At 63.2% G+C, this 18053-nt stretch carries 14 protein-coding genes and 1 tRNA gene; 10 read left to right on the top strand and 5 right to left on the bottom strand.

What is annotated here, in order from left to right; all coding sequences use genetic code 11:
• Window positions 1-20 precede the first annotated feature (20 nt).
• The 3 genes from BT173_RS01170 to BT173_RS01160 all read right to left on the bottom strand — a co-directional run bounded on the left by BT173_RS01170 (window position 21) and on the right by BT173_RS01160 (window position 4537).
• Complete coding sequence (locus BT173_RS01170; RefSeq protein ID WP_072426781.1) at window positions 21-1901, bottom strand: methyl-accepting chemotaxis protein; 1881 nt, start codon at window positions 1899-1901, stop codon at window positions 21-23.
• 209 nt (window positions 1902-2110) lie between these two features.
• A complete protein-coding gene (locus BT173_RS01165) occupies window positions 2111-2305 on the bottom strand; it encodes a SlyX family protein (RefSeq protein WP_072426780.1) in 195 nt (64 codons plus the stop codon).
• 15 nt (window positions 2306-2320) lie between these two features.
• Entirely contained in the window at window positions 2321-4537 is a 2217-nt protein-coding gene (locus BT173_RS01160) for a YgiQ family radical SAM protein (protein WP_072426779.1), read from the bottom strand.
• 224 nt (window positions 4538-4761) lie between these two features.
• Here BT173_RS01160 and BT173_RS01155 point away from each other — a divergent pair, with 224 nt between their 5' ends.
• Both BT173_RS01155 and BT173_RS01150 read left to right on the top strand, forming a co-directional pair.
• The gene (locus tag BT173_RS01155) at window positions 4762-6567 is read left to right on the top strand and encodes an aminopeptidase P family protein (protein ID WP_072426778.1); all 1806 of its coding nucleotides are present in this window, start codon (window positions 4762-4764) and stop codon (window positions 6565-6567) included.
• A 129-nt stretch (window positions 6568-6696) separates the two neighbouring features.
• Window positions 6697-7059, top strand: coding sequence for a hypothetical protein (locus BT173_RS01150; protein WP_139255987.1), 363 nt, complete (start codon window positions 6697-6699; stop codon window positions 7057-7059).
• A 59-nt stretch (window positions 7060-7118) separates the two neighbouring features.
• Here the strand turns inward: BT173_RS01150 and BT173_RS01145 are convergent, their stop codons facing one another.
• Window positions 7119-7676 (bottom strand): YaeQ family protein, encoded by a 558-nt coding sequence (locus BT173_RS01145; protein WP_072426776.1) that lies wholly within the window; start codon window positions 7674-7676, stop codon window positions 7119-7121.
• A gap of 103 nt (window positions 7677-7779) precedes the next feature.
• On the opposite strand from BT173_RS01145, the gene BT173_RS01140 reads away from it, so the two are divergent.
• The 5 genes from BT173_RS01140 to BT173_RS01120 all read left to right on the top strand — a co-directional run bounded on the left by BT173_RS01140 (window position 7780) and on the right by BT173_RS01120 (window position 12569).
• Window positions 7780-9006: a winged helix-turn-helix domain-containing protein gene (locus BT173_RS01140; protein ID WP_072426775.1), complete on the top strand. Its 1227-nt coding sequence runs from the start codon at window positions 7780-7782 to the stop codon at window positions 9004-9006.
• Between the two features lie 32 nt (window positions 9007-9038).
• Window positions 9039-9839: a MipA/OmpV family protein gene (locus BT173_RS01135; RefSeq protein ID WP_072426774.1), complete on the top strand. Its 801-nt coding sequence runs from the start codon at window positions 9039-9041 to the stop codon at window positions 9837-9839.
• Window positions 9840-9898: 59 nt separating this feature from the next.
• A tRNA-Met gene (locus tag BT173_RS01130) sits at window positions 9899-9974 on the top strand.
• Between the two features lie 425 nt (window positions 9975-10399).
• On the top strand, window positions 10400-11278 hold the full coding sequence (locus tag BT173_RS01125) for a hypothetical protein (protein WP_072426773.1): 879 nt from the start codon (window positions 10400-10402) through the stop codon (window positions 11276-11278).
• Window positions 11279-11450: 172 nt separating this feature from the next.
• Window positions 11451-12569: a hypothetical protein gene (locus tag BT173_RS01120; protein WP_139255986.1), complete on the top strand. Its 1119-nt coding sequence runs from the start codon at window positions 11451-11453 to the stop codon at window positions 12567-12569.
• A 62-nt stretch (window positions 12570-12631) separates the two neighbouring features.
• Here the strand turns inward: BT173_RS01120 and BT173_RS01115 are convergent, their stop codons facing one another.
• The gene (locus tag BT173_RS01115) at window positions 12632-13654 is read right to left on the bottom strand and encodes a substrate-binding domain-containing protein (protein WP_072426771.1); all 1023 of its coding nucleotides are present in this window, start codon (window positions 13652-13654) and stop codon (window positions 12632-12634) included.
• Between the two features lie 674 nt (window positions 13655-14328).
• On the opposite strand from BT173_RS01115, the gene parE reads away from it, so the two are divergent.
• From parE to BT173_RS01100, 3 genes are read left to right on the top strand one after another with little or no spacing between them, the layout of a single operon-like run.
• On the top strand, window positions 14329-16302 hold the full coding sequence (gene parE, locus BT173_RS01110; protein WP_072426770.1) for a DNA topoisomerase IV subunit B: 1974 nt from the start codon (window positions 14329-14331) through the stop codon (window positions 16300-16302).
• Window positions 16302-17186, top strand: coding sequence for a glycosyltransferase family protein (locus BT173_RS01105; RefSeq protein WP_217651374.1), 885 nt, complete (start codon window positions 16302-16304; stop codon window positions 17184-17186). The genes parE and BT173_RS01105 overlap by 1 nt, the downstream gene beginning before the upstream one ends.
• Before the next feature lie 14 nt (window positions 17187-17200).
• On the top strand, window positions 17201-18010 hold the full coding sequence (locus tag BT173_RS01100) for a glycosyltransferase family 2 protein (RefSeq protein ID WP_072426769.1): 810 nt from the start codon (window positions 17201-17203) through the stop codon (window positions 18008-18010).
• Window positions 18011-18053 lie beyond the last annotated feature (43 nt).

Below are 18053 nucleotides of genomic sequence, written 5' to 3'. Positions count from 1 at the left end.
TTTACCTGCTGGCGCCGTATTTACAGCTTGAAGCGCGCCACCAGGGCCTGCAGGCCGCTGGCCAGGTCGTTCAGCTCGGCCACGGTGGCCGAGGCGCCCTGGATGGCGGCATCGGTTTCCATCGACATGCGGTTCATGTTTTCAGCCACCTTGGCCATCTCATTGGTGGCGGCCGACTGCTCGCGCGTGGCATCGGCGATATAGCGGATGCTATTCACCACCTTGTCCATCTCGGTCTGGATGCCGCCCATTTCCTGAGCCACCGCCTGCGAGGCGCCCACGCCATCGCTGACTGAGCCCTGGGTGGCCGACATATCGGCCAGCGCCGACTGGATCTCGCCATCGGTGCTGGAGATCAGCTCGCCGATCTCGGCCGTGGCACGCGTGGTGCGTTCGGCCAGCTTGCGGACCTCGTCGGCCACCACGGCGAAGCCGCGCCCCTGCTCGCCGGCGCGCGCGGCCTCGATGGCGGCATTCAGAGCGAGCAGATTGGTCTGGTCGGCAATGTCCTTGATCACGCCGATGATGGCGGTGATCTGGGTCGAGCGCGCGCCGAGCGAGTCGAGCGTGCTGGCGAGCTTGCCCACCGCGCGCGAAATGCCATCGATATCGCCGGCCAGGCTTTCCACCGCGCTGGCCGAGCGGCTGGCCACCCCGCCGGCATCGTTGGCCATGCGCTCCGCGTCGCGTGCGTTTTCGGCGATATGGTTGATGCTGACGGTGATCTGCTCGATGGTGGCGGCGGTGGCGCTGGAGATATCGGCCTGGCGCGTCGATTCGCTCGAGATGCGCTGGGTCACCTCGTGCAGGCTGTCGATATCGCCACTCAGCGCATGGGCCTTGTCGCGCACGCCGATGAACATCTCGCGCAGACTGCCCACGAAGCGGTTGAAGGCGCTGGCGGTCAGGCCGATTTCATCCTGGCTGCCCACGGCGATGCTGCGGGTCAGATCGCCCGCACCACCGGCGATTTCCAGCAGCGCATCGCGCAGGCGCACCAGGCCGACCAGGAGGCGCGACAGGGCCAGATTGGCAAGCAGAATGGCGAGCACGCCAATCGCCACGCCGGTGCCGACCAGCACGAAGAGCAGCGATTGCAGCGGTGCCAGCATGGCCTTACGGTCGATGACCGTGCCCAGTACCCAGTCGGTGCCCTTGATCGGGGTGGCGGTGACGAACTTGGCCTGGCCGCCGATCTCCACTTCGCGCAGCACTTCGCCGCTGGCATCGGCGCTCAGCAGGCTGGCATCCAGGCCCGGCATCACCTCGCCCACCGGCTTCAGTGCGCTGTCCGCGGCCGGGTGGGCAACAATCTTGCCATCGCGCGTGGCCACGAAGGCATAGCCCTCAGCGCGCAGCTGTATGCCCTTCACCACGGCCAGCACTTCATCCAGGGAGATATCACCTCCCACCACACCGGCCAGATTGCCGCCCTCCAGAATCGGACTGGCAAAGGTCACTGCCAGCTTCTTGGTTGAGGACGAGATATACGGGTCGGTCAGCACCGGCTTGCGCAGCTCGCTGGCTTTCTTGTACCAGGGGCGTGCGGTCGGGTCGTAACCGTCGGCCGGCTTCTTGTCGGCCAGGTTGTAGAGCATGCGCTTGTCGGCATAGCCGGCGAATACCTGCTCGAAGCGGCCGGCATCCTTGCCGGTGATCAGGAAGGGGGTCGGTTCGGCCAGGCCGGGCAGGCGCTGCGCCACCGCGTCCACCGCGTCGAGGTGCTGGGAAATCCAGCGCGCCAGCGCCTCGTTATTGCCATACACGGCCGACTTGATCTCGTTTTCCGCGCTGGCCACCAGCTCGGTGCGCATGCGGCCATAGGCCAGTGCCGACAAGACCGCGATCGAGATACCGACCAGCAGGGCCACGAAAAGCAGCAAACGCTGTTTCAAACTCATAGAAATGCTCCAGACAAGGCGCAGTGCACGCGGCTGCGCCACTGCAAACGCCGGCACAGAGCCGGCGATCAGATGCAGGTATAGCAAGCGCAGCGCGGCAAGCCCAGCCCGGATTCACCGACTTGCCAGTCAGCGATGAATATGATGATTAACTAATATTTAGAGCGAAGAAAAGGCCGCCACAATGGGCGGCCATGGGCTGGGTGGGCTCAATAGTGCGGTGGAATCTCGTGCTGTGCGCCAACTGGCTTAAAGCCATCCTGCATGCGCTCGGTCACGCTGCGCATTTCCTGCGCCAGCCACTCCAGCTGCTGCTGCTGGCGGGCCACCACCTTGTTCAGCTCATCGAGCAGGTCATCCTGCAAGGCGAGACGGATTTCCAGTTCGGTCAGTCGGGCTTCCATTGTGTTCTCCATGTATTAGCGCCCCCTCGGCTTGCCGGCCCCACCCTTGATCGGGCCGCCCTTGCCGCCGCGCAGATTCGGCTTGCGCGGGCTGGCGGGCGTGGCGATGCGGCCGACTGAGCCGGGACCGCCGCCGCCACGCGCATTGCCGGGCGCGGCCTGCTGGCGGCGTTCCTCGGCGGTCGGATGCGGCACCAGGCAGTGGGCAGCGCCGCCGATCAGGTCTTGCCGGCCCATGGCTACCAGCGCCTCGCGCAGAATTGGCCAGTGCTTGGGGTCGTGATAGCGCAGGAAGGCCTTGTGCAGCTTGCGCCGGTAGGCATCGCGCACGTTATCGACGATCTCCGAGCTGCGGCTAACCTTCTTGAGCGGATTACGCCGCGTATGCCACATGGTGGTGGCCATGGCCATCGGCGTGGGGGTGAACGCCTGCACCTGATCGGGGCGGAAGTTATTGGCCTTCAGCCAGATGGCCAGGTTAAGCATGTCTTCATCGGTGGTGCCCGGGTGGGCGGCGATGAAGTAGGGAATCAGGTATTGCTGCTTGCCGGCCTGCTTGGAGAAGCGGTCGAACAGCTTGCGGAAGGCCTCGAAGGTATCGACGCCCGGCTTCATCATCTTGGACAGCACATTCTCTTCGGTGTGCTCGGGCGCGATCTTCAGATAGCCGCTCACATGATGAGTGACCAGTTCCTTGATGTATTCTGGCGAGCGCACCGCGATGTCGTAACGCAGGCCCGAGCCGATGGTGATCTTCTTCACGCCAGGGATCGCCCGTGCCTTGCGGTAGAGCTGGATCAGGCTGCTGTGGTCAGTATTGAGGTTTTCGCAGATGCCCGGATAGACGCAGCTGAGCTTGCGGCAGGCCGACTCAATCTTCGGGTCCTTGCAGGCCAGCCGGTACATATTCGCGGTAGGGCCACCGAGGTCGGTGATATGGCCCTTGAAGCCACGCGTCTTGTCGCGGATCTCCTCGATTTCCTTGAGGATGGATTCTTCCGAGCGGCTCTGGATGATGCGGCCCTCGTGCTCGGTGATCGAGCAGAAGGTACAGCCGCCAAAGCAGCCGCGCATGATATTGATCGAATGCTTGATCATCTCCCAGGCCGGGATATGCGCGTCGCCATAGGCCGGGTGCGGATTGCGCGCGTAATAGAGGCCGAACACCCAGTCCATTTCCGGGGTGGTGAGCGGAATCGGCGGCGGATTGATCCACACATCGCGCTCGCCATGCTGCTGCACCAGCGCGCGCGCATTGCCGGGGTTGGATTCCAGATGCAGCACGCGACTCGCATGCGCATACAGCACCGGGTCGTGCGCCACCATCTCATAGGACGGAATGCGGATCACCGTCTTGCCGCGCGCCTCGAGCTTGGCGCGCAGGCGCTCGGCCTTGCTGATCAGGCGCACCGGCAGCGTGCCCTCGGGCAGGGCAGGCGTGTTGACTTGCTTGGGTGCCTCCGGCTCCATCGCATACGGGTCGATATGCGCATCGACGCGGCCCGGGGTATCGACGGTGGATGAGTCCTCTTCGCTCCAGCCCTCGTCCGGGCGCCAGCCGCGGTTAACGATAAAGGCGGTGCCGCGGATATCACGCATATCCTTCAGCCGCTCGCCGGCCATCGCGCGCTGCGCCACTTCCACCAGCGCGCGTTCGGCATTGCCGAACAGCAGGATGTCGGCCTTGCTATAGATGAGCGCCGACTGGCGCACCGTGTCGCTCCAGTAATCGTACTGGGCGATGCGGCGCAGGCTGGCCTCGATGCCGCCAACCATGATCTGCACGCCAGGGAAGGCCTCGCGGCAGCGCTGTGAATAGATGGTGACCGCGCGGTCGGGGCGTTTGCCGGCTGCGCCATGTGGGGTATAGGCGTCATCCGAACGCGGCTTCTTGTCGGCCGTGTAGCGGTTGATCATCGAATCCATATTGCCGGCCGTCACGCCAAAGAACAGCCGTGGTTTGCCCAGGGCCTTGAAGGCCTCGGCGCTCTGCCAATCGGGCTGGGCGATGATGCCCACGCGCAGGCCCTGCGCTTCCAAGGCGCGGCCGATCAGGGCCATGCCGAAGCTCGGGTGGTCGATATAGCAGTCACCCGTGACCAGGATCACATCGCATTCGTCCCAGCCGAGCTGGGCCATTTCCTGGCGGCTCATGGGCAGGAAGGGCGCCGGTTTGCGCGCGGCAATACCGGGTAGCAACTGGGAAATCGATGGTGGGGCGAGGCTGGACATGGACTGCGATCTGCTGAGCGAATCGGGCATTTTCGCAGAAATGCGCGTCTTGGACAAAATTGGCTTGATTTTCAGGGGGATAGCATCGGTTTGCCATCGCCATGACCATGCGGTGGCAGGCAGCGCAGGCGCTTTTCTTTATACTGCGCGTCTGCCTACCGGCACGCTCAATCCGCTTGGCGGGCTTACCGGCCCGCCGGCCTCAATCAGCCAGGAAAACCGCCATGGACCGCCTCGCCTCGCCCATTCCCGCCCGTATCGCCGCCTTACGTGAGGCCATGGCCCAGCAAGGCCTGGCCGCCTATCTGGTGCCGTCGGCCGACCCGCATCTGTCCGAATACCTGCCCGGCCGCTGGCAAGGGCGACGCTGGCTGTCCGGCTTTCATGGCTCGGTGGGCACCCTGGTGGTGACGGCCGACTTCGCCGGCCTGTGGGCCGATAGCCGTTACTGGGTGCAGGCCGAGGCTGAGCTGGCCGGCAGCGGCATTGAGCTGGTCAAGATTCCGACCGTCAGCGGCACCCAGCATATCGATTGGTTGGCGGCGAATGTCCGTGCCGGTGGCAGCGTGGGCGTGGACGGCGCGGTACTGGGTCTGGCCACCGGGCGTGCACTGGAAGCCGCGCTGCGCGCGAATGGCGTGACCCTGCGTACCGATATCGATCTGCTCGAACAGGTCTGGACCGAGCGCCCTGGCCTGCCCAGCGCCAGCATCTATGAACACCTGCCGCCGCATGCCACGCAAAGCCGCGCCGATCGGCTGGCCTGGTTGCGTACCGAAATGCGTGCCAAGGGCGCGCAGCAGCACTTTATTTCCACCGTGGACGACCTGGCCTGGCTGTTCAATCTGCGCGGCAGCGACGTCAACTACAACCCGGTCTTCATCGCCCATGCCCTGGTGGGACTGGAGACAGCCACCCTGTTCCTGGCAGAGGGCAAGGTGCCGGCTGACCTGGCCGCCACCCTGGCGCGCGATGGCGTGCAGCTGGCCGACTACAGCGCCGCCCCAATGGCACTGGCGGCCCTGCCCAAGGGCAGCAGCCTGCTGCTTGATCCGCGTCGCATCACGCTCGGACTGCGCCAGGCCGTGGCCGAGGGGGTGACGGTGATCGAGGCGATCAACCCGTCCACCTTTGCCAAGTCGCGCAAGAGTGCGGCCGAGGTCGCCCATGTGCGCGCCGCCATGGAGCAGGACGGCGCCGCGCTCTGCGAGTTCTTCAGCTGGCTGGAAGGCGCGCTGGCCAGCGGCGAGCGCATCACCGAGCTAACCATCGACGAGCAGATCTGCGCCGCGCGGGCGCGCCGCCCTGGCTTTGTGTCGCCGAGCTTTGCCACCATTGCCGGCTTCAAGGCCAATGGCGCCATGCCACACTACCGCGCCACGGAAGATGCGCATGCGGTCATCGAAGGCGATGGCCTCCTGCTGATCGATTCGGGCGGCCAGTATCTGGGCGGCACGACTGATATCACCCGCGTGGTGCCGGTCGGCACCTTGTCGGCGGCGGAAAAGCGCGATTTCACCCTGGTGCTGAAGGGCATGATCGCCCTATCGATGGCGCACTTCCCGCGCGGCCTGGCTTCGCCGCGTCTGGATGCGCTGGCCCGTGCGCCGATCTGGGCCGGGGGTGTTGATTACGGCCATGGCACCGGTCACGGTGTCGGTTACTTCCTGAACGTGCATGAAGGTCCGCAGTCGATTTCCCCGGGCGCCATGCCCGAGCCGCATACCGCGATGGAGCCGGGCATGATCACCTCGAACGAGCCGGGTATTTACCGTCCCGGCCAGTGGGGAGTGCGTATCGAGAACCTGGTGCTGAATGTGGCGGCCGAGCAGAACGAGTTCGGTGAGTTCCTTAAGTTCGAAACCCTGACCCTGTGCCCGATCGATACCCGCTGCATTGCGCGGGATTTGCTGCGTGCGGATGAGCTGGCCTGGCTGAATGATTACCACGCCATGGTGCGCGCACGTTTGGCCCCGCTGGTGCAGGGCGAAGCACTGCGCTGGCTGGAAGCACGCACGGCCGCCATCTGAGCCAGTGTCGTCAATATGCCGCCCAGCCGCATCCCGGCTGGGCGGTATTTTTTTGCCCGGCGGCGCTTGGAGGTCAGGGTATTCTTATGTCATATTTGTGCCCCTGCCGCCTTTCCATTGATGACCACCATGTCCCGCTCGCTGCTTGCCATCGTTCTATCCGCCGTGTTTGCCTTGCCCGCCCTTGCCCAGGGCAATGACGCCCCCGCCGCGGGTGCGAATGTGGTGCTGGCGGCCTTGGCCAAGCAGGACGATGCATCGCTCGATCAGATTCCCTCACGCGCGATTGCCAAGCCGCGCGACTTCAGCCAGCTCAAGCAGGGCAGCTGGTCTTATGAGGTGATGGGTATGGCGCGCGCCGCTGGTTGCCAGGGCGATGGTGCGTGGATCATCGATAAGCAGGGTAGCGAAGAGACCTACCAGGTTTTCTGCAGCCAGCCCAAGCAGTTCGTGGCTGTCTGCATGGTGGCCGGCTGCATCGAAATCGACTGAAGCGCAGCACGCCGTAAGCAAAACAAAAGGCACCCTGGGGTGCCTTTTTGTTTGCTGCTTTACGGCGCTTGCTTGCCATCGCGCTGCAGGGTTTCGACCTGGATTTCCAGGTTGTGGCTGCCGTCGGCCAGCCAGATCACCCCGTCCTGTATCGTGCAGCTCAGCTGCATGCTGCGCGCGGCCATGGCATCGAGCGCCGCCAGGGTGGCTTCCGGCACGCTGAGTACGGTCAGCTTGTCCAGCTTGCGCAGCACGCCGGCATGGGTCTTCCACCAGACCGGCAGCGCGCGGCCGCCATAGGCGAACAGCACCACCTGGTCGGCCTTGCCGCAGGCCTGGCGCAGGCGGCGCTCATCGGGCAGGCCCAGCTCTATCCACAGCTTCACATCGCCATGGTCATGGTGTTCCCAGATATCCGGCTCGTCTTCGCTGCTGATGCCGCGGGTGAATTTCAGCCCCTCGCTGGCATAGATGGCAAAGGCCAACAGGCGCAGCATCATGCGCTCGGTGGTCTCGGAGGGGTGACAGGCGATGGTCAGATTGTGGGCAGCGTAGTAGCCGCGGTCCATATCGGACACGCTCAGATCGGCTTTATAGATGGTGGCGCTCAGGGCCATGGCGGGGCTTTCTGTGGGGCGGGTGCTTGCGAAGGGCGCCATTCTACTCGCCCGCTGGCTTTCGCTTACACTGCCGGCTTCCCATTCATCGCCTGCCCGCGCCATGACCTTGCATCTGCCGCTCAGCGCCGCACGCAATCTGCATCTGGCCGCCCAGGGCCTGCTCAAGCCGCCGCGCCGCAAGGCCAGCAAGCCCGACGTATTGGCTGCCATCCAGCGCATGGCGCTATTGCAGATCGATACCATTTCGGTGGTTAACCGCAGTCCCTACTTCGTGTTGTTCAGCCGCCTGGGTGCCTTCGACATGGCCTGGCTTGAGCAGCTGCTGGCCGAGGGCAAACTCTACGAATACTGGGCGCATGAAGCCTGCTTCGTGCCGAGCGAGGACTACGGCCTCTTGCGCCACCGCATGCTTGACCCGGCCGGCATGGGTTGGAAGTTCTCCGCGCGCTGGCTGGAGCAGCACGCAACGGAGATTGCCGCCCTTAAAGCGCACATCCGCCAGCGTGGCCCGGTTCGCTCGGCCGACTTCGAGCGCCAGGGCGGCAAGGGCAATGGCTGGTGGGATTGGAAGCCGGAAAAGCGCCATCTAGAGGTGCTGTTCACCGTGGGCGAACTAATGGTCAGCGAGCGGCGCAACTTTCAGCGCGTCTACGACCTGGCGGAAAACGTGCTGGCCAAGCACTACCCGCAAGGTTGGAACGATGCGCGCGATACGCCCAGCCCGGAAGCCGCCCAGCGCGAGATGGTCAGGCGCAGCTGCCGCGCCCTCGGGGTGGTGAAAGCCGCCTGGGTGGGCGATTACTACCGCCTCAAGCGCGGTAAATACCAGGCCATGCTGCATGCCCTGGCCGATGCGGGCGAGTTGCTGCCGGTGCGCATCGAGGGCTGGCAGCATGATGCGTATATAGATAAGGATCTACAGCCTTTGCTGGTGGCGGCTGAGGCCGGACGACTGCAATCCACCGTGACCACGCTGCTGTCGCCGTTCGACCCAGTGGTATGGGATCGCCAGCGCGCCAGCGAGCTATTCGATTTCGATTACCGCATCGAGTGCTATACCCCAGCTCCGAAGCGCAAGTACGGCTACTTCGTGCTGCCCATCCTGTCGCGCGGCAAGCTGGTGGGGCGCCTGGATGCGAAGGCGCACCGTCAGCAAGGCGTGTTCGAGGTGAAGGCACTGTTCCTGGAACCCGGCGTACGCGTGAGCCAGCGCTTGCTTGCCGATCTGCACAGCGCCTTGCAGCGCTGCGCCGACTGGCATGGCACGCCGCAGTTGCGTGTAGTGGACGCTCCGGCAGGGCTAGCCAGCGCGCTGACGAGCGCCTAGCATCGCCCTTCCCTATTGTTCGGTAGGCCTGCATGACACTGCGTATTCCGCTTCTTGCCCTATTGCTTAGCACGGCCGCCTTGGCCGAACCTAGCCAGCTCGACTTGGGTATCGGCCTGTCCGCCATCAGCCTGCCCGATTACCGCGGCAGCGATGAGCAGCGCAGTTATCTATTGCCGGTGCCCTATATCAGCTACCGTAGCGACAAGATCGAGATCTCGCGCGCGGGCTTGCGCGGCAAGCTGTTCGATAGCGAGCGCGCCGAACTCGACCTGAGCCTGAATATCACTCCGCCCAGCCATAGCAAGGACAATGCGGCGCGCGCGGGCATGCCGCGCCTGTCGCCCACGCTGGAAGCCGGGCCCTCGCTCAAGTATCGATTGAACGCGCAGGATGCCGCCGTGCGCTGGGACTTGGTGCTGCCACTGCGCGCCGCCTTCGTGGTGGACGACTGGCGCACGCGCTATATCGGCACCGTGCTCAATCCCAAGCTCGCGGCTGAATGGCGCGCCGGCGAGGATGAAGTTTGGCGCCTGGCCTGGTCGGGCGGCGCCCTGGTCGGCAGCCGCAAGCAACATGAATACTTCTATGGCGTGGACGCGGAATTCGCCCGCCCTGATCGACCGGCTTATCAAGCCCATTCCGGTTACGCCGGCCTGCAAACGACTTTCAGCGCGAGCCGCGAGATTGGTGACTACTGGCTGGGCGTGTTCCTGCGCGCCGATCAACTGGACGGGGCCCGTTTTGCCGCCAGTCCCTTGCTCAAACAGAAAACTACGCTCAGCGGCGGTATCGCGCTGGCCTGGCGTTTCTACCGTGGCACCGGCCTGTAAACTTTTCCGTCAAATTGCTTGACCGGTACAGATAAGTAAGACATAATCTTTTTCTCAGTCGCGGGATGGAGCAGTTGGCAGCTCGTCGGGCTCATAACCCGAAGGTCACAGGTTCGAGTCCTGTTCCCGCAACCAGATACAAGCCCCTGATTCATGCAAATGATCAGGGGCTTTCTCTATTCCGCTTTCGCTTGCGCACCGCTGCCTGCCCTCCCGGCTTTTTCGCGCCTTTCTCCCAAGCCCTCCCTCACGCCCGAGCTATCCCATCGGCCCCAGCATGGTGCACTGGCGATAGCGCAACATTGGCCTTTCAAGCGATTGCTAGGCTTGCGATCTAGATCAATTGCTCTACCATGCGGCGGGCGGCCAGATTGCCTTTTCGCACCAGTTTGGTGAATGACAAGACGCTCGGGAATCGGCTGCATGGGCGATGGAAGGGGGATCGCCATGGTCGCCTGGACATCTCCGGGCGAGCCGGTCAGGCCAGGCCCTACCCTGCTTGCGCCGATGACCACTGCTCCCTGCCTTGTGTACAAGCAATCAATCAGGAGAGGTCAGCAATGTTGCGCATCTGCCGTGGTGTTTTTGTACTGTTTGCCTTGAGCGTGGGCGTCTTCGCCAGCGCGACTAATTACACGCTCTGGATCAATGGCCGCACCGGCGGCGGGCAGATCGGTAATTACGACAGCTTCACCTACTGGGGCCCGGCCAGCACTGCGGCTGGCGTGAACAAGAAGGCGGTTAACTGGGATGGCCGCAGCCGTATTGCCGACCAGAACCACCTGGTGCGCGAGGCGCTCGATTGCTTCTGTACCGGCGATAACTGGTGCTATATCGCCGCGCATAGCGCCGGTGACCTAATGATGGGTTACACGCTGGCCAACTACGGCGGCTCGACCCGCACCAAGAAGACGCCGACGCCGAATTCGGCCGGCGTGTGTAGCGCCAGCGGGGCTGGCACTCAGGTGGGTTGGAATATCAAGTGGGTGAGTGTGGCCTCGGGTGCGGCTGGCGGTTCGGAGCTGTCCGATGTCGGCTCTTGGACTACCTCCGAGCCACTGGTGCAGGACCTGAAGACCACTACGGCCCGTGCGCTCTACAACCATAATGCCACGCGCAATATCTGGTTCTATATGTATGCCGGCGCGGCAGGCACCGTCTACTCGGGCATCTTGCCCGGGCAGGACGATGAGGCTGTGGCCTATCACTCCACCGGCGGCGTGTCGGGTAGTTCGGGTGCCGGCTTCTGCAATCCGTCTGACTGGTGGTGCAATGACCTGACCTTGGGTACGGCGGCCAACGAAGGCGGTCGCACCAAATGGAGCTACCACTCGGTCAAGTTCCGTGACGACAACGAGAGCTACAACCATTACGCGAATGGCAACTGGGGCGGCATCATCTCGGTGGTGCGTAGCGATATGGTGAACAATGCGCGCTAAACCCGCGCCGCACCGCGCTCGGGGAAGGGGCGCGGCCCGCACAGTGCTGTTATTGGCCTGTGCGGGCCTCTTGATCGCCGGGCTGGGCTGGTGGTGGTGGCCGGATGCACAGGCTGCCGCCGCCTCTAGTGCCAGCACTGCCGCGACAACACCCGCCTCGATGCACGCTGGCATGCAAATGCTGGCCGCCCAGGCTGCACCGGCCAGTCCAATGCTCGACCCGGCCGAGCGCGCCCGGCAGTTGGCGCTGTGGCAGGAACGCCTCGAACGTGCGCGCACTACCCTGGCCAGCTATCAGGCTGGTACGCGCTATCCGCATGAGTCGCGCCCGATTGCCGAGCATGCCGACCAGACCTATCCGAATCGCCCCATAGAAGAAGAACGTGCGCTGCATAGCGCGAGCGGCGAAGTTGACCCGACCGTACTGCTGCGCACGGCGCAAAGCCGCGTGTTTGTGGCGGGTGGCGAAACCGTCAGCTTCAGTCTGCAGGCGCGCGATGCGAATGGCGCAGTACTGCCGCTGCAGGTGATGCGTGCCACTGCCCAAGGCCTGCCCGGTAGCGCGGTGCGCGGCCCCCTGCCGCAGATGCCGCTCAGCTTTGCCGACAAGGGCGTGGCCGGCGATATGACGGCCGCGGATGGCATGCTGTCGGCGCTACTGGTGCCCAGCATGTCGGTATTCAGCAGCTTCGATGGGCCGATCCGCTTGGAGGTGCACTACCGGGTGGGCGAGCGCGATGGCTTTCATGTGTTCGACATCTTCTATACCGCCGAGCCACCGGCCAGCTGGACTGGGCAGATCGTGGATACGGTGGAAGCCGGCTCGCTGAATTTCTATCTGCAGGCCGAGGTGCGCCAGCCGGGTCGTTATCTGGTCAGTGCGCGCCTGGACGATGCGAATGGCAAACCCTTCGCCTTGCTCAGCTTCAATGATCTGCTGCCAGTGGGTAAGCAGGCCATCAAGCTCAGCCTGTTCGGTAAGCTGATCCGTGATGAGGCGCCGGCCTTTCCGCTCAGCCTGCGCGATGTGGATGCTTTCCTGCTCAAGGAAAATGTGACGCCTGATCGCGCCATGCTGCCACGCCTGGTCGGGCGCGTGTACACCAGCAAGCGCTATGCGCCGGGGGTGTTTTCCAGTGCGGAGTGGACGAGCGAGGAGCGCGAGCGCTATCTAAAGGAATACGGCAAGGACGTGGATGAGGCTCAGCAGCATGTGGATCTGCTGCAGGGCAAGGCGCTTTGCTCGGCCGAAGACGCGGCCGCTGGGCGTTGTAGCGCCGCCAGTTCCTGAGATGGCGTATCGAAAGGAAAGCCGGCGCATGCGGGAACGCATGCGCCGACTTTTTTTATGGGCTAGTGCCGTGGGCAGGGGCCGTCCGTATCGCCGGGCAGCAGCTCGGGCTGGCAGAGCATCTGCAGCTCGCTCAACGGCATGGCATTGGCGATCACCTGCTGGATCAGCGTGGCCATGCGCTCGCCGGTACGCTGTTGGGTGGGCTGGATGATGGAGGTGATCTGTCGCCCCATCAGCAGGGTGTCGGGTGGGATGCCGTCATAGACGATGACCGAGATATCGCGCCCCATTACGATGCCGCGGTCGATCAGTGCCTGGACGGCGCCCACCCCGGCCAGGTTGTTGTCCACGATGACGGCGGTAGGCAAGACCGGGCGGGCCAGCAGCTGCTCCATCGCGGCATAGCCGCTGCAGCGCGCCAGGCCGGCCTGCAGCAGCCAGTCGGTCTGTGGCGCAATACCGGCATCGTGCATGCCACGCAGATAGCCAGCGTGGCGCTGATGCGCGAAGTTGTAATGCAGTGAGGCGTGGATATAGGCGATATGGCGATGGCCGAGCCGGACCAGCCTTTCCACCGCCAGCACGCTGCCCGCCTCATTATCGAAGTCGAACCACGGATAGTCGTCGCTCTTCGCCGTGCGGCCATAGGCGAGGAAGGGCACGCCGGCCTGGCGCAGGTAGTCGATACGTTCGTCCTGAACCAGGGTGCGCGCGACGATAAAGCCATCGACGCGGCGGCTATGGATCATGCGGTCATAGCTGTCCAGCTCGCCCTTATGGCTGGCCGAGGCGATCAGCAGATCGATATTGGCCGGCGCGAGGCCCTCGGTAATCCCACTCACCACTTCCAGAAAGCGCGGATCGGCCACATCGCCGGCTTCGAGCGGGTAGACGATACCGATGGCGTTGGCGCGGCCGAGGGCCAGATTGCGCGCGACCGAGTTCGGTTGATAGCCGAGCGTGCGTGCCGCTTCGATCACGCGCTGGCGGGTCTTTTCACTGACATCGGAGTAACCATTCAGCGCGCGGCTGACCGTGGTCATGGAGAGGTTGAGGCTGGCGGAAAGTGCTTTCAGATCCATCGCGGTTTCTTGGCGTGCGGGGAAGGACAGCCGTGTCGCCCGTTTAGCTGCTCCGGGTCTTTGCAAGACGGTGCTAGGAGGCGCTATTAAACCGCGGGAGCCCTGCCCGGGTCACGTTCGCTGGCGGGGCACGTCGCATCGATGCAAAAAAATAGGCGCGGAGCGAGCTGAGGTGAACCAGCCAGCGAACCGCGCCAGAGAGGAGTGAACCCGCGGAAGCCGTTTGCGTCGACTTCCAGAAACTTTACTACGAAGTGCCGATCAGGCAGCTGCGCGGCCCTGAGCCAGGACAGTTGCACCAACACCTGCGCTAGGTGACTCACCATGCTTGCATGGCGAAACTACCTGTAAACAATAACTTAGCTTTATTTCAGATTGGCTATGGTGCCGATCAGGGCCGAGATATGTGAGCTGAAAATCTGCCGCCCGCTGGCCCGAAAGGAAGGACAAGTACAGCCCAAAACGTAGCTATCTAACCAAAGCGGTTTGGATCGTAATCCAAACCGCTTTGGTATGTAAACTACAAAAATCACTTTCTCCATAAATTTCCCTGCCCGACTTGGCCTCTGTACCGGTGATGCGGACCGGCGCGCGCCTGCCGCCGACTAGCTGGCTTGCCCCCTACCCGGCAGCCCTCTAGACTCCGCGCCATCTGCAGCAAGGAAATACCTAAGATGGCCACCGCCCCGCAATACGACGAATCCTCCGTCAAGGTGCTCAAGGGCCTGGAACCGGTGAAGCACCGGCCAGGCATGTACACCCGCACCGAAAATCCGCTTCATATCGTTCAGGAAGTCATCGATAACGCCGCCGACGAAGCCTTGGCCGGCAATGCGAAGCAGATCGATGTGGTGGTCTATCAGGACGGCTCGATCAGCGTGGCCGATGACGGCCGCGGCATTCCGGTGGGCATCCACCCGGAAATGGGTGTCCCCACGGTCGAGGTGGTGTTCACCCAGCTACACGCCGGAGGTAAGTTCAATAAGAAAGATGGCGGCGCCTATAGCTTCTCGGGCGGCCTGCACGGTGTGGGCGTGAGCGTGACCAATGCGCTGTCCACCCGCCTGGAAGTGCGCGTGAAGCGCGATGGCGCCGAGCATGCGCTGGCCTTCGGCGATGGTTTCGTGATCGAGCCGCTGGTGCAGCTCAAGGAAGTGGGCAAGAAGAATACCGGCACCACGGTGCGCTGCTGGCCCGACCCCAAGTACTTCGATTCGCCGCATATCCCCATGGGCGAGCTCACCCATATCCTGCGTTCCAAGGCCGTGCTGCTACCTGGCATCTCGGTCAGCCTGACGGTGGAGAAGAAGGATGGCAGCCGCGATGTGCAGACCTGGACCTATCCGGATGGTCTGGCTGGTTATCTGAGCGAGCAGCTGGTGGATGCCGAGCTGATCGTGCCGCTGTTCCGCGGTGAGCGCTATATCAGCGAGGAGAGCGACAGCTTTTCCAAGGGTGAGGGGGCAGCTTGGGTGATTACCTGGACCGAGGAAGGCGGCATCGCGCGCGAATCCTATGTGAACCTGATTCCGACACCTTCGGGCGGCACGCATGAAACCGGCCTGCGCGACGGCGTGTTCAATGCGGTGAAGAGCTTTATCGATCTGCACAATCTCTTGCCCAAGGGCGTCAAACTGCTGCCGGAAGACCTGTTCGCCCGCGCCAGCTTCGTGCTCAGCGCCAAGGTGCTTGATCCGCAATTCCAGGGCCAGACCAAGGAGCGGCTGTCGAGCCGCGATGCGCTGCGCCTGGTGTCCACCCAGGTGCGCGATCCTTTCGAGCTGTGGCTGAACGAGCATCTCGACTACGGCAAGAAGTTGGCCGAGCTAGCCATCCGCCAAGCGCAAAGCCGCATGAAGGCGGCCAAGACGGTGGTGAAGAAAAAGAGCAGCGGCGTGGCCGTGCTACCGGGCAAGCTGACCGATTGCACCAGCGACGACGTGAGCCGGCGCGAGCTGTTCCTGGTCGAGGGCGACTCGGCCGGCGGCAGCGCCAAGCAGGGCCGCGATAAGGACTTCCAGGCCATCCTGCCGCTGCGCGGCAAGGTGCTCAATAGCTGGGAAGTCGACCAGGGCGAGCTGTTTGGCAATAACGAGATCCACGATATCGCTGTGGCCATCGGGGTCGACCCACACAAGCTCGACGGCCCGGCCGACCTCAGTGGCCTGCGCTACGGCAAGATCCTGATCATGTCCGACGCCGATGTGGACGGCTCGCACATCCAGGTGCTGCTGCTGACCCTGTTCTGCCGCCATTTCCCACAGTTGGTGAAGAACGGCCACATCCACATCGCCCAGCCGCCGCTTTACCGTATCGATGTGCCCGGCAGCGGCAAGAGCAAGCCACCACGCAAGTTCTATGCGCTTGACGATGGCGAGCAGGAGGCGATCCTGGACAAGCTGCGCCTGGAAAAGGTGCGCGAAGGTAGTTGGAGCATCAGCCGCTTCAAGGGTCTGGGTGAAATGAATGCCGAGCAGCTGTTTGAAACCACCATGAACCCCGACACGCGCCGCACGCTGCAGATCGACTTCGACGCGATTGAGGACGATACGCGCCGCATCATGACCATGCTGATGGGCAAGGGCGAAGCAAGCAGCCGGCGCGCCTGGCTGGAAGAAAACGGCAATCTGGCCGAGGGAGATATCTGATGAGCGAGACCCAGACCGCCATGAAAGTCAGCGGCTTCACCTTCCTGCGTAATGGTGAGGTGCTCGGCTACCCCTTCGTGGAAAGCCTGAAGAGTCTGCTGCTGGTGTGCGATGAAGTGATCGTGGCGCTTGGCCAGGGCGAGGACAATACTCGTGCCCTGGTGGAGGGCATTGGCGACCCACGTATCCGCATCATCGACACCACCTGGAACGAGAAGATGACCGACCGCGGTTATGTCTACGCCCAGCAGAAGATGATTGCCCAGTTCAATTGCAGCGGCGATTGGGCCTTCTACCTCGAGGGTGACGAGATCATCCACGAGGACGACGCGCCCAAGATTCGTGCTGCGATGGAAAAGCATCTGCACAACCCTGAAGTTGAGGCACTGGCCTTCGATTACCTGCATTTCTACGGCTGCCCTGACCTTGTCGCACAAAGCCCGGCCTGGTACCGGCGCGCCCCGCGCGTGATCCGCAATACCATCCGCAGCTGGGCGCCCGATGGCCTGTTCTGGGTGGTGATGGACAAGAATAAGCGTGGCCGCTACCCACGCGCTGCACTGGCTGGCTGCCCGCTCTATCACTACGGCCATGTGCGTTCGGCCGAAAAGATGAATGAGAAGAACCGCCAGGTTTCCAAATACTGGAAGCATGAGGCCAAGCCGCATCGTTACAACCAGATCGACGCCAGCATCCTGCAACCGTTCAAGGGCCGCCATCCGGCCGGCGTGCAGCAATGGCTGAAGGACTACGCTGAAGCGAGCTTCACGCCCGACCCGAGCTACCAGCTGAGCAAACGTGAACGCCGCCACCGCCGCATGATGGTGCTGGAGCGCTGGCTGGGCCGGGATCTGACCAAGAAGCACTACGTCCTGGTGGACTGAGCCGGAAGGGCATCATGAAATATCGCATCGTTATCCCCGTGCTGAACCAGCTTCACTACACGCGCCAGTGTATCGAGTCCCTATTGGCCCAGGGCGTGCCCGCCGAGACCCTGCTGGTAATCGACAATGGCAGTAGCGACGAGACACCGTCCTACCTAGCTAGCCACCCTGAAATTCCCTCACTGCGTAACCCGGTCAACCTTGGCTGCGGTGGCGCCTGGACCCAGGGCGCACTGCTCAGTGAGGCCGAGTGGGTAGTGCTGCTCAATAACGATATCGTGGTCGAGCACAATGCCATTGCGGCTAGCATCGCGCGTGCCGAGCAACTGGGTTTGGCCGTGGTCAGTCCGGCGATGGTCGAAGGCGAGCTTGATTACCCGCATGCCGGATTCACTGCCGACTATCTGAGCAAGATGGCCGAAGTGGTGCGGGAAGGCTGGTTCCACGGGGTGTGCTTCATCGTGCATCGCGATGTGTTCTTGCGCGTGGGCTTTCCCGATACCGACCGGCAGCTGGCCGGTGCTGAGGACATGGAATATCTGGTGCGCTGCACGCGCGCGGGTATTCGGGTCGGTACGGTTGGCGCCGCACTGCTCCATCATTTCGGTTCCATCACCCAAAAGGCACTCAAGCAGGAACAGAACGTCAAGGAGCTTGGCCATCACCGTTACGTGTACAGCAAGCTTGGTTTCAACTGGTTGCAGCGCAAGCGCTTCCAGCATGCGCGGCGTAGTCGCCAGCGAGCTTGGCGTGATGCGGAGCTGGCGCGCTATCAGCAAACCCTGCATATGGAACGCAGCAAAGGCCAGTGGTTGTACAACTGATTCGCACGCACAAAAAAAGCCGGTGAGATACCGGCTTTTTTTG

Source organism: Chitinimonas taiwanensis DSM 18899, from assembly GCF_900119825.1.
Lineage (GTDB): Bacteria > Pseudomonadota > Gammaproteobacteria > Burkholderiales > Chitinimonadaceae > Chitinimonas > Chitinimonas taiwanensis.
The sequence above is the reverse complement of the archived record's forward strand: the minus strand, read 5'-3'. Positions and strand labels throughout refer to the sequence as shown.

Excerpts from the sequence above, each read along its gene's own strand:
- BT173_RS01125 (WP_072426773.1), top strand. The coding sequence starts at position 10,400 with ATGTTGCGCATCTGCCGTGGTGTTTTTGTACTGTTTGCCTTGAGCGTG.
- parE (WP_072426770.1), top strand. The coding sequence starts at position 14,329 with ATGGCCACCGCCCCGCAATACGACGAATCCTCCGTCAAGGTGCTCAAG.
- BT173_RS01160 (WP_072426779.1), bottom strand. The coding sequence starts at position 4,537 with ATGTCCAGCCTCGCCCCACCATCGATTTCCCAGTTGCTACCCGGTATT.
- BT173_RS01145 (WP_072426776.1), bottom strand. The coding sequence starts at position 7,676 with ATGGCCCTGAGCGCCACCATCTATAAAGCCGATCTGAGCGTGTCCGAT.
- BT173_RS01120 (WP_139255986.1), top strand. The coding sequence starts at position 11,451 with ATGCAAATGCTGGCCGCCCAGGCTGCACCGGCCAGTCCAATGCTCGAC.
- BT173_RS01105 (WP_217651374.1), top strand. The coding sequence starts at position 16,302 with ATGAGCGAGACCCAGACCGCCATGAAAGTCAGCGGCTTCACCTTCCTG.
- BT173_RS01100 (WP_072426769.1), top strand. The coding sequence starts at position 17,201 with ATGAAATATCGCATCGTTATCCCCGTGCTGAACCAGCTTCACTACACG.
- BT173_RS01135 (WP_072426774.1), top strand. The coding sequence starts at position 9,039 with ATGACACTGCGTATTCCGCTTCTTGCCCTATTGCTTAGCACGGCCGCC.
- BT173_RS01165 (WP_072426780.1), bottom strand. The coding sequence starts at position 2,305 with ATGGAAGCCCGACTGACCGAACTGGAAATCCGTCTCGCCTTGCAGGAT.
- BT173_RS01150 (WP_139255987.1), top strand. The coding sequence starts at position 6,697 with ATGTCCCGCTCGCTGCTTGCCATCGTTCTATCCGCCGTGTTTGCCTTG.
- BT173_RS01170 (WP_072426781.1), bottom strand. The coding sequence starts at position 1,901 with ATGAGTTTGAAACAGCGTTTGCTGCTTTTCGTGGCCCTGCTGGTCGGT.
- BT173_RS01115 (WP_072426771.1), bottom strand. The coding sequence starts at position 13,654 with ATGGATCTGAAAGCACTTTCCGCCAGCCTCAACCTCTCCATGACCACG.
- BT173_RS01140 (WP_072426775.1), top strand. The coding sequence starts at position 7,780 with ATGACCTTGCATCTGCCGCTCAGCGCCGCACGCAATCTGCATCTGGCC.
- BT173_RS01155 (WP_072426778.1), top strand. The coding sequence starts at position 4,762 with ATGGACCGCCTCGCCTCGCCCATTCCCGCCCGTATCGCCGCCTTACGT.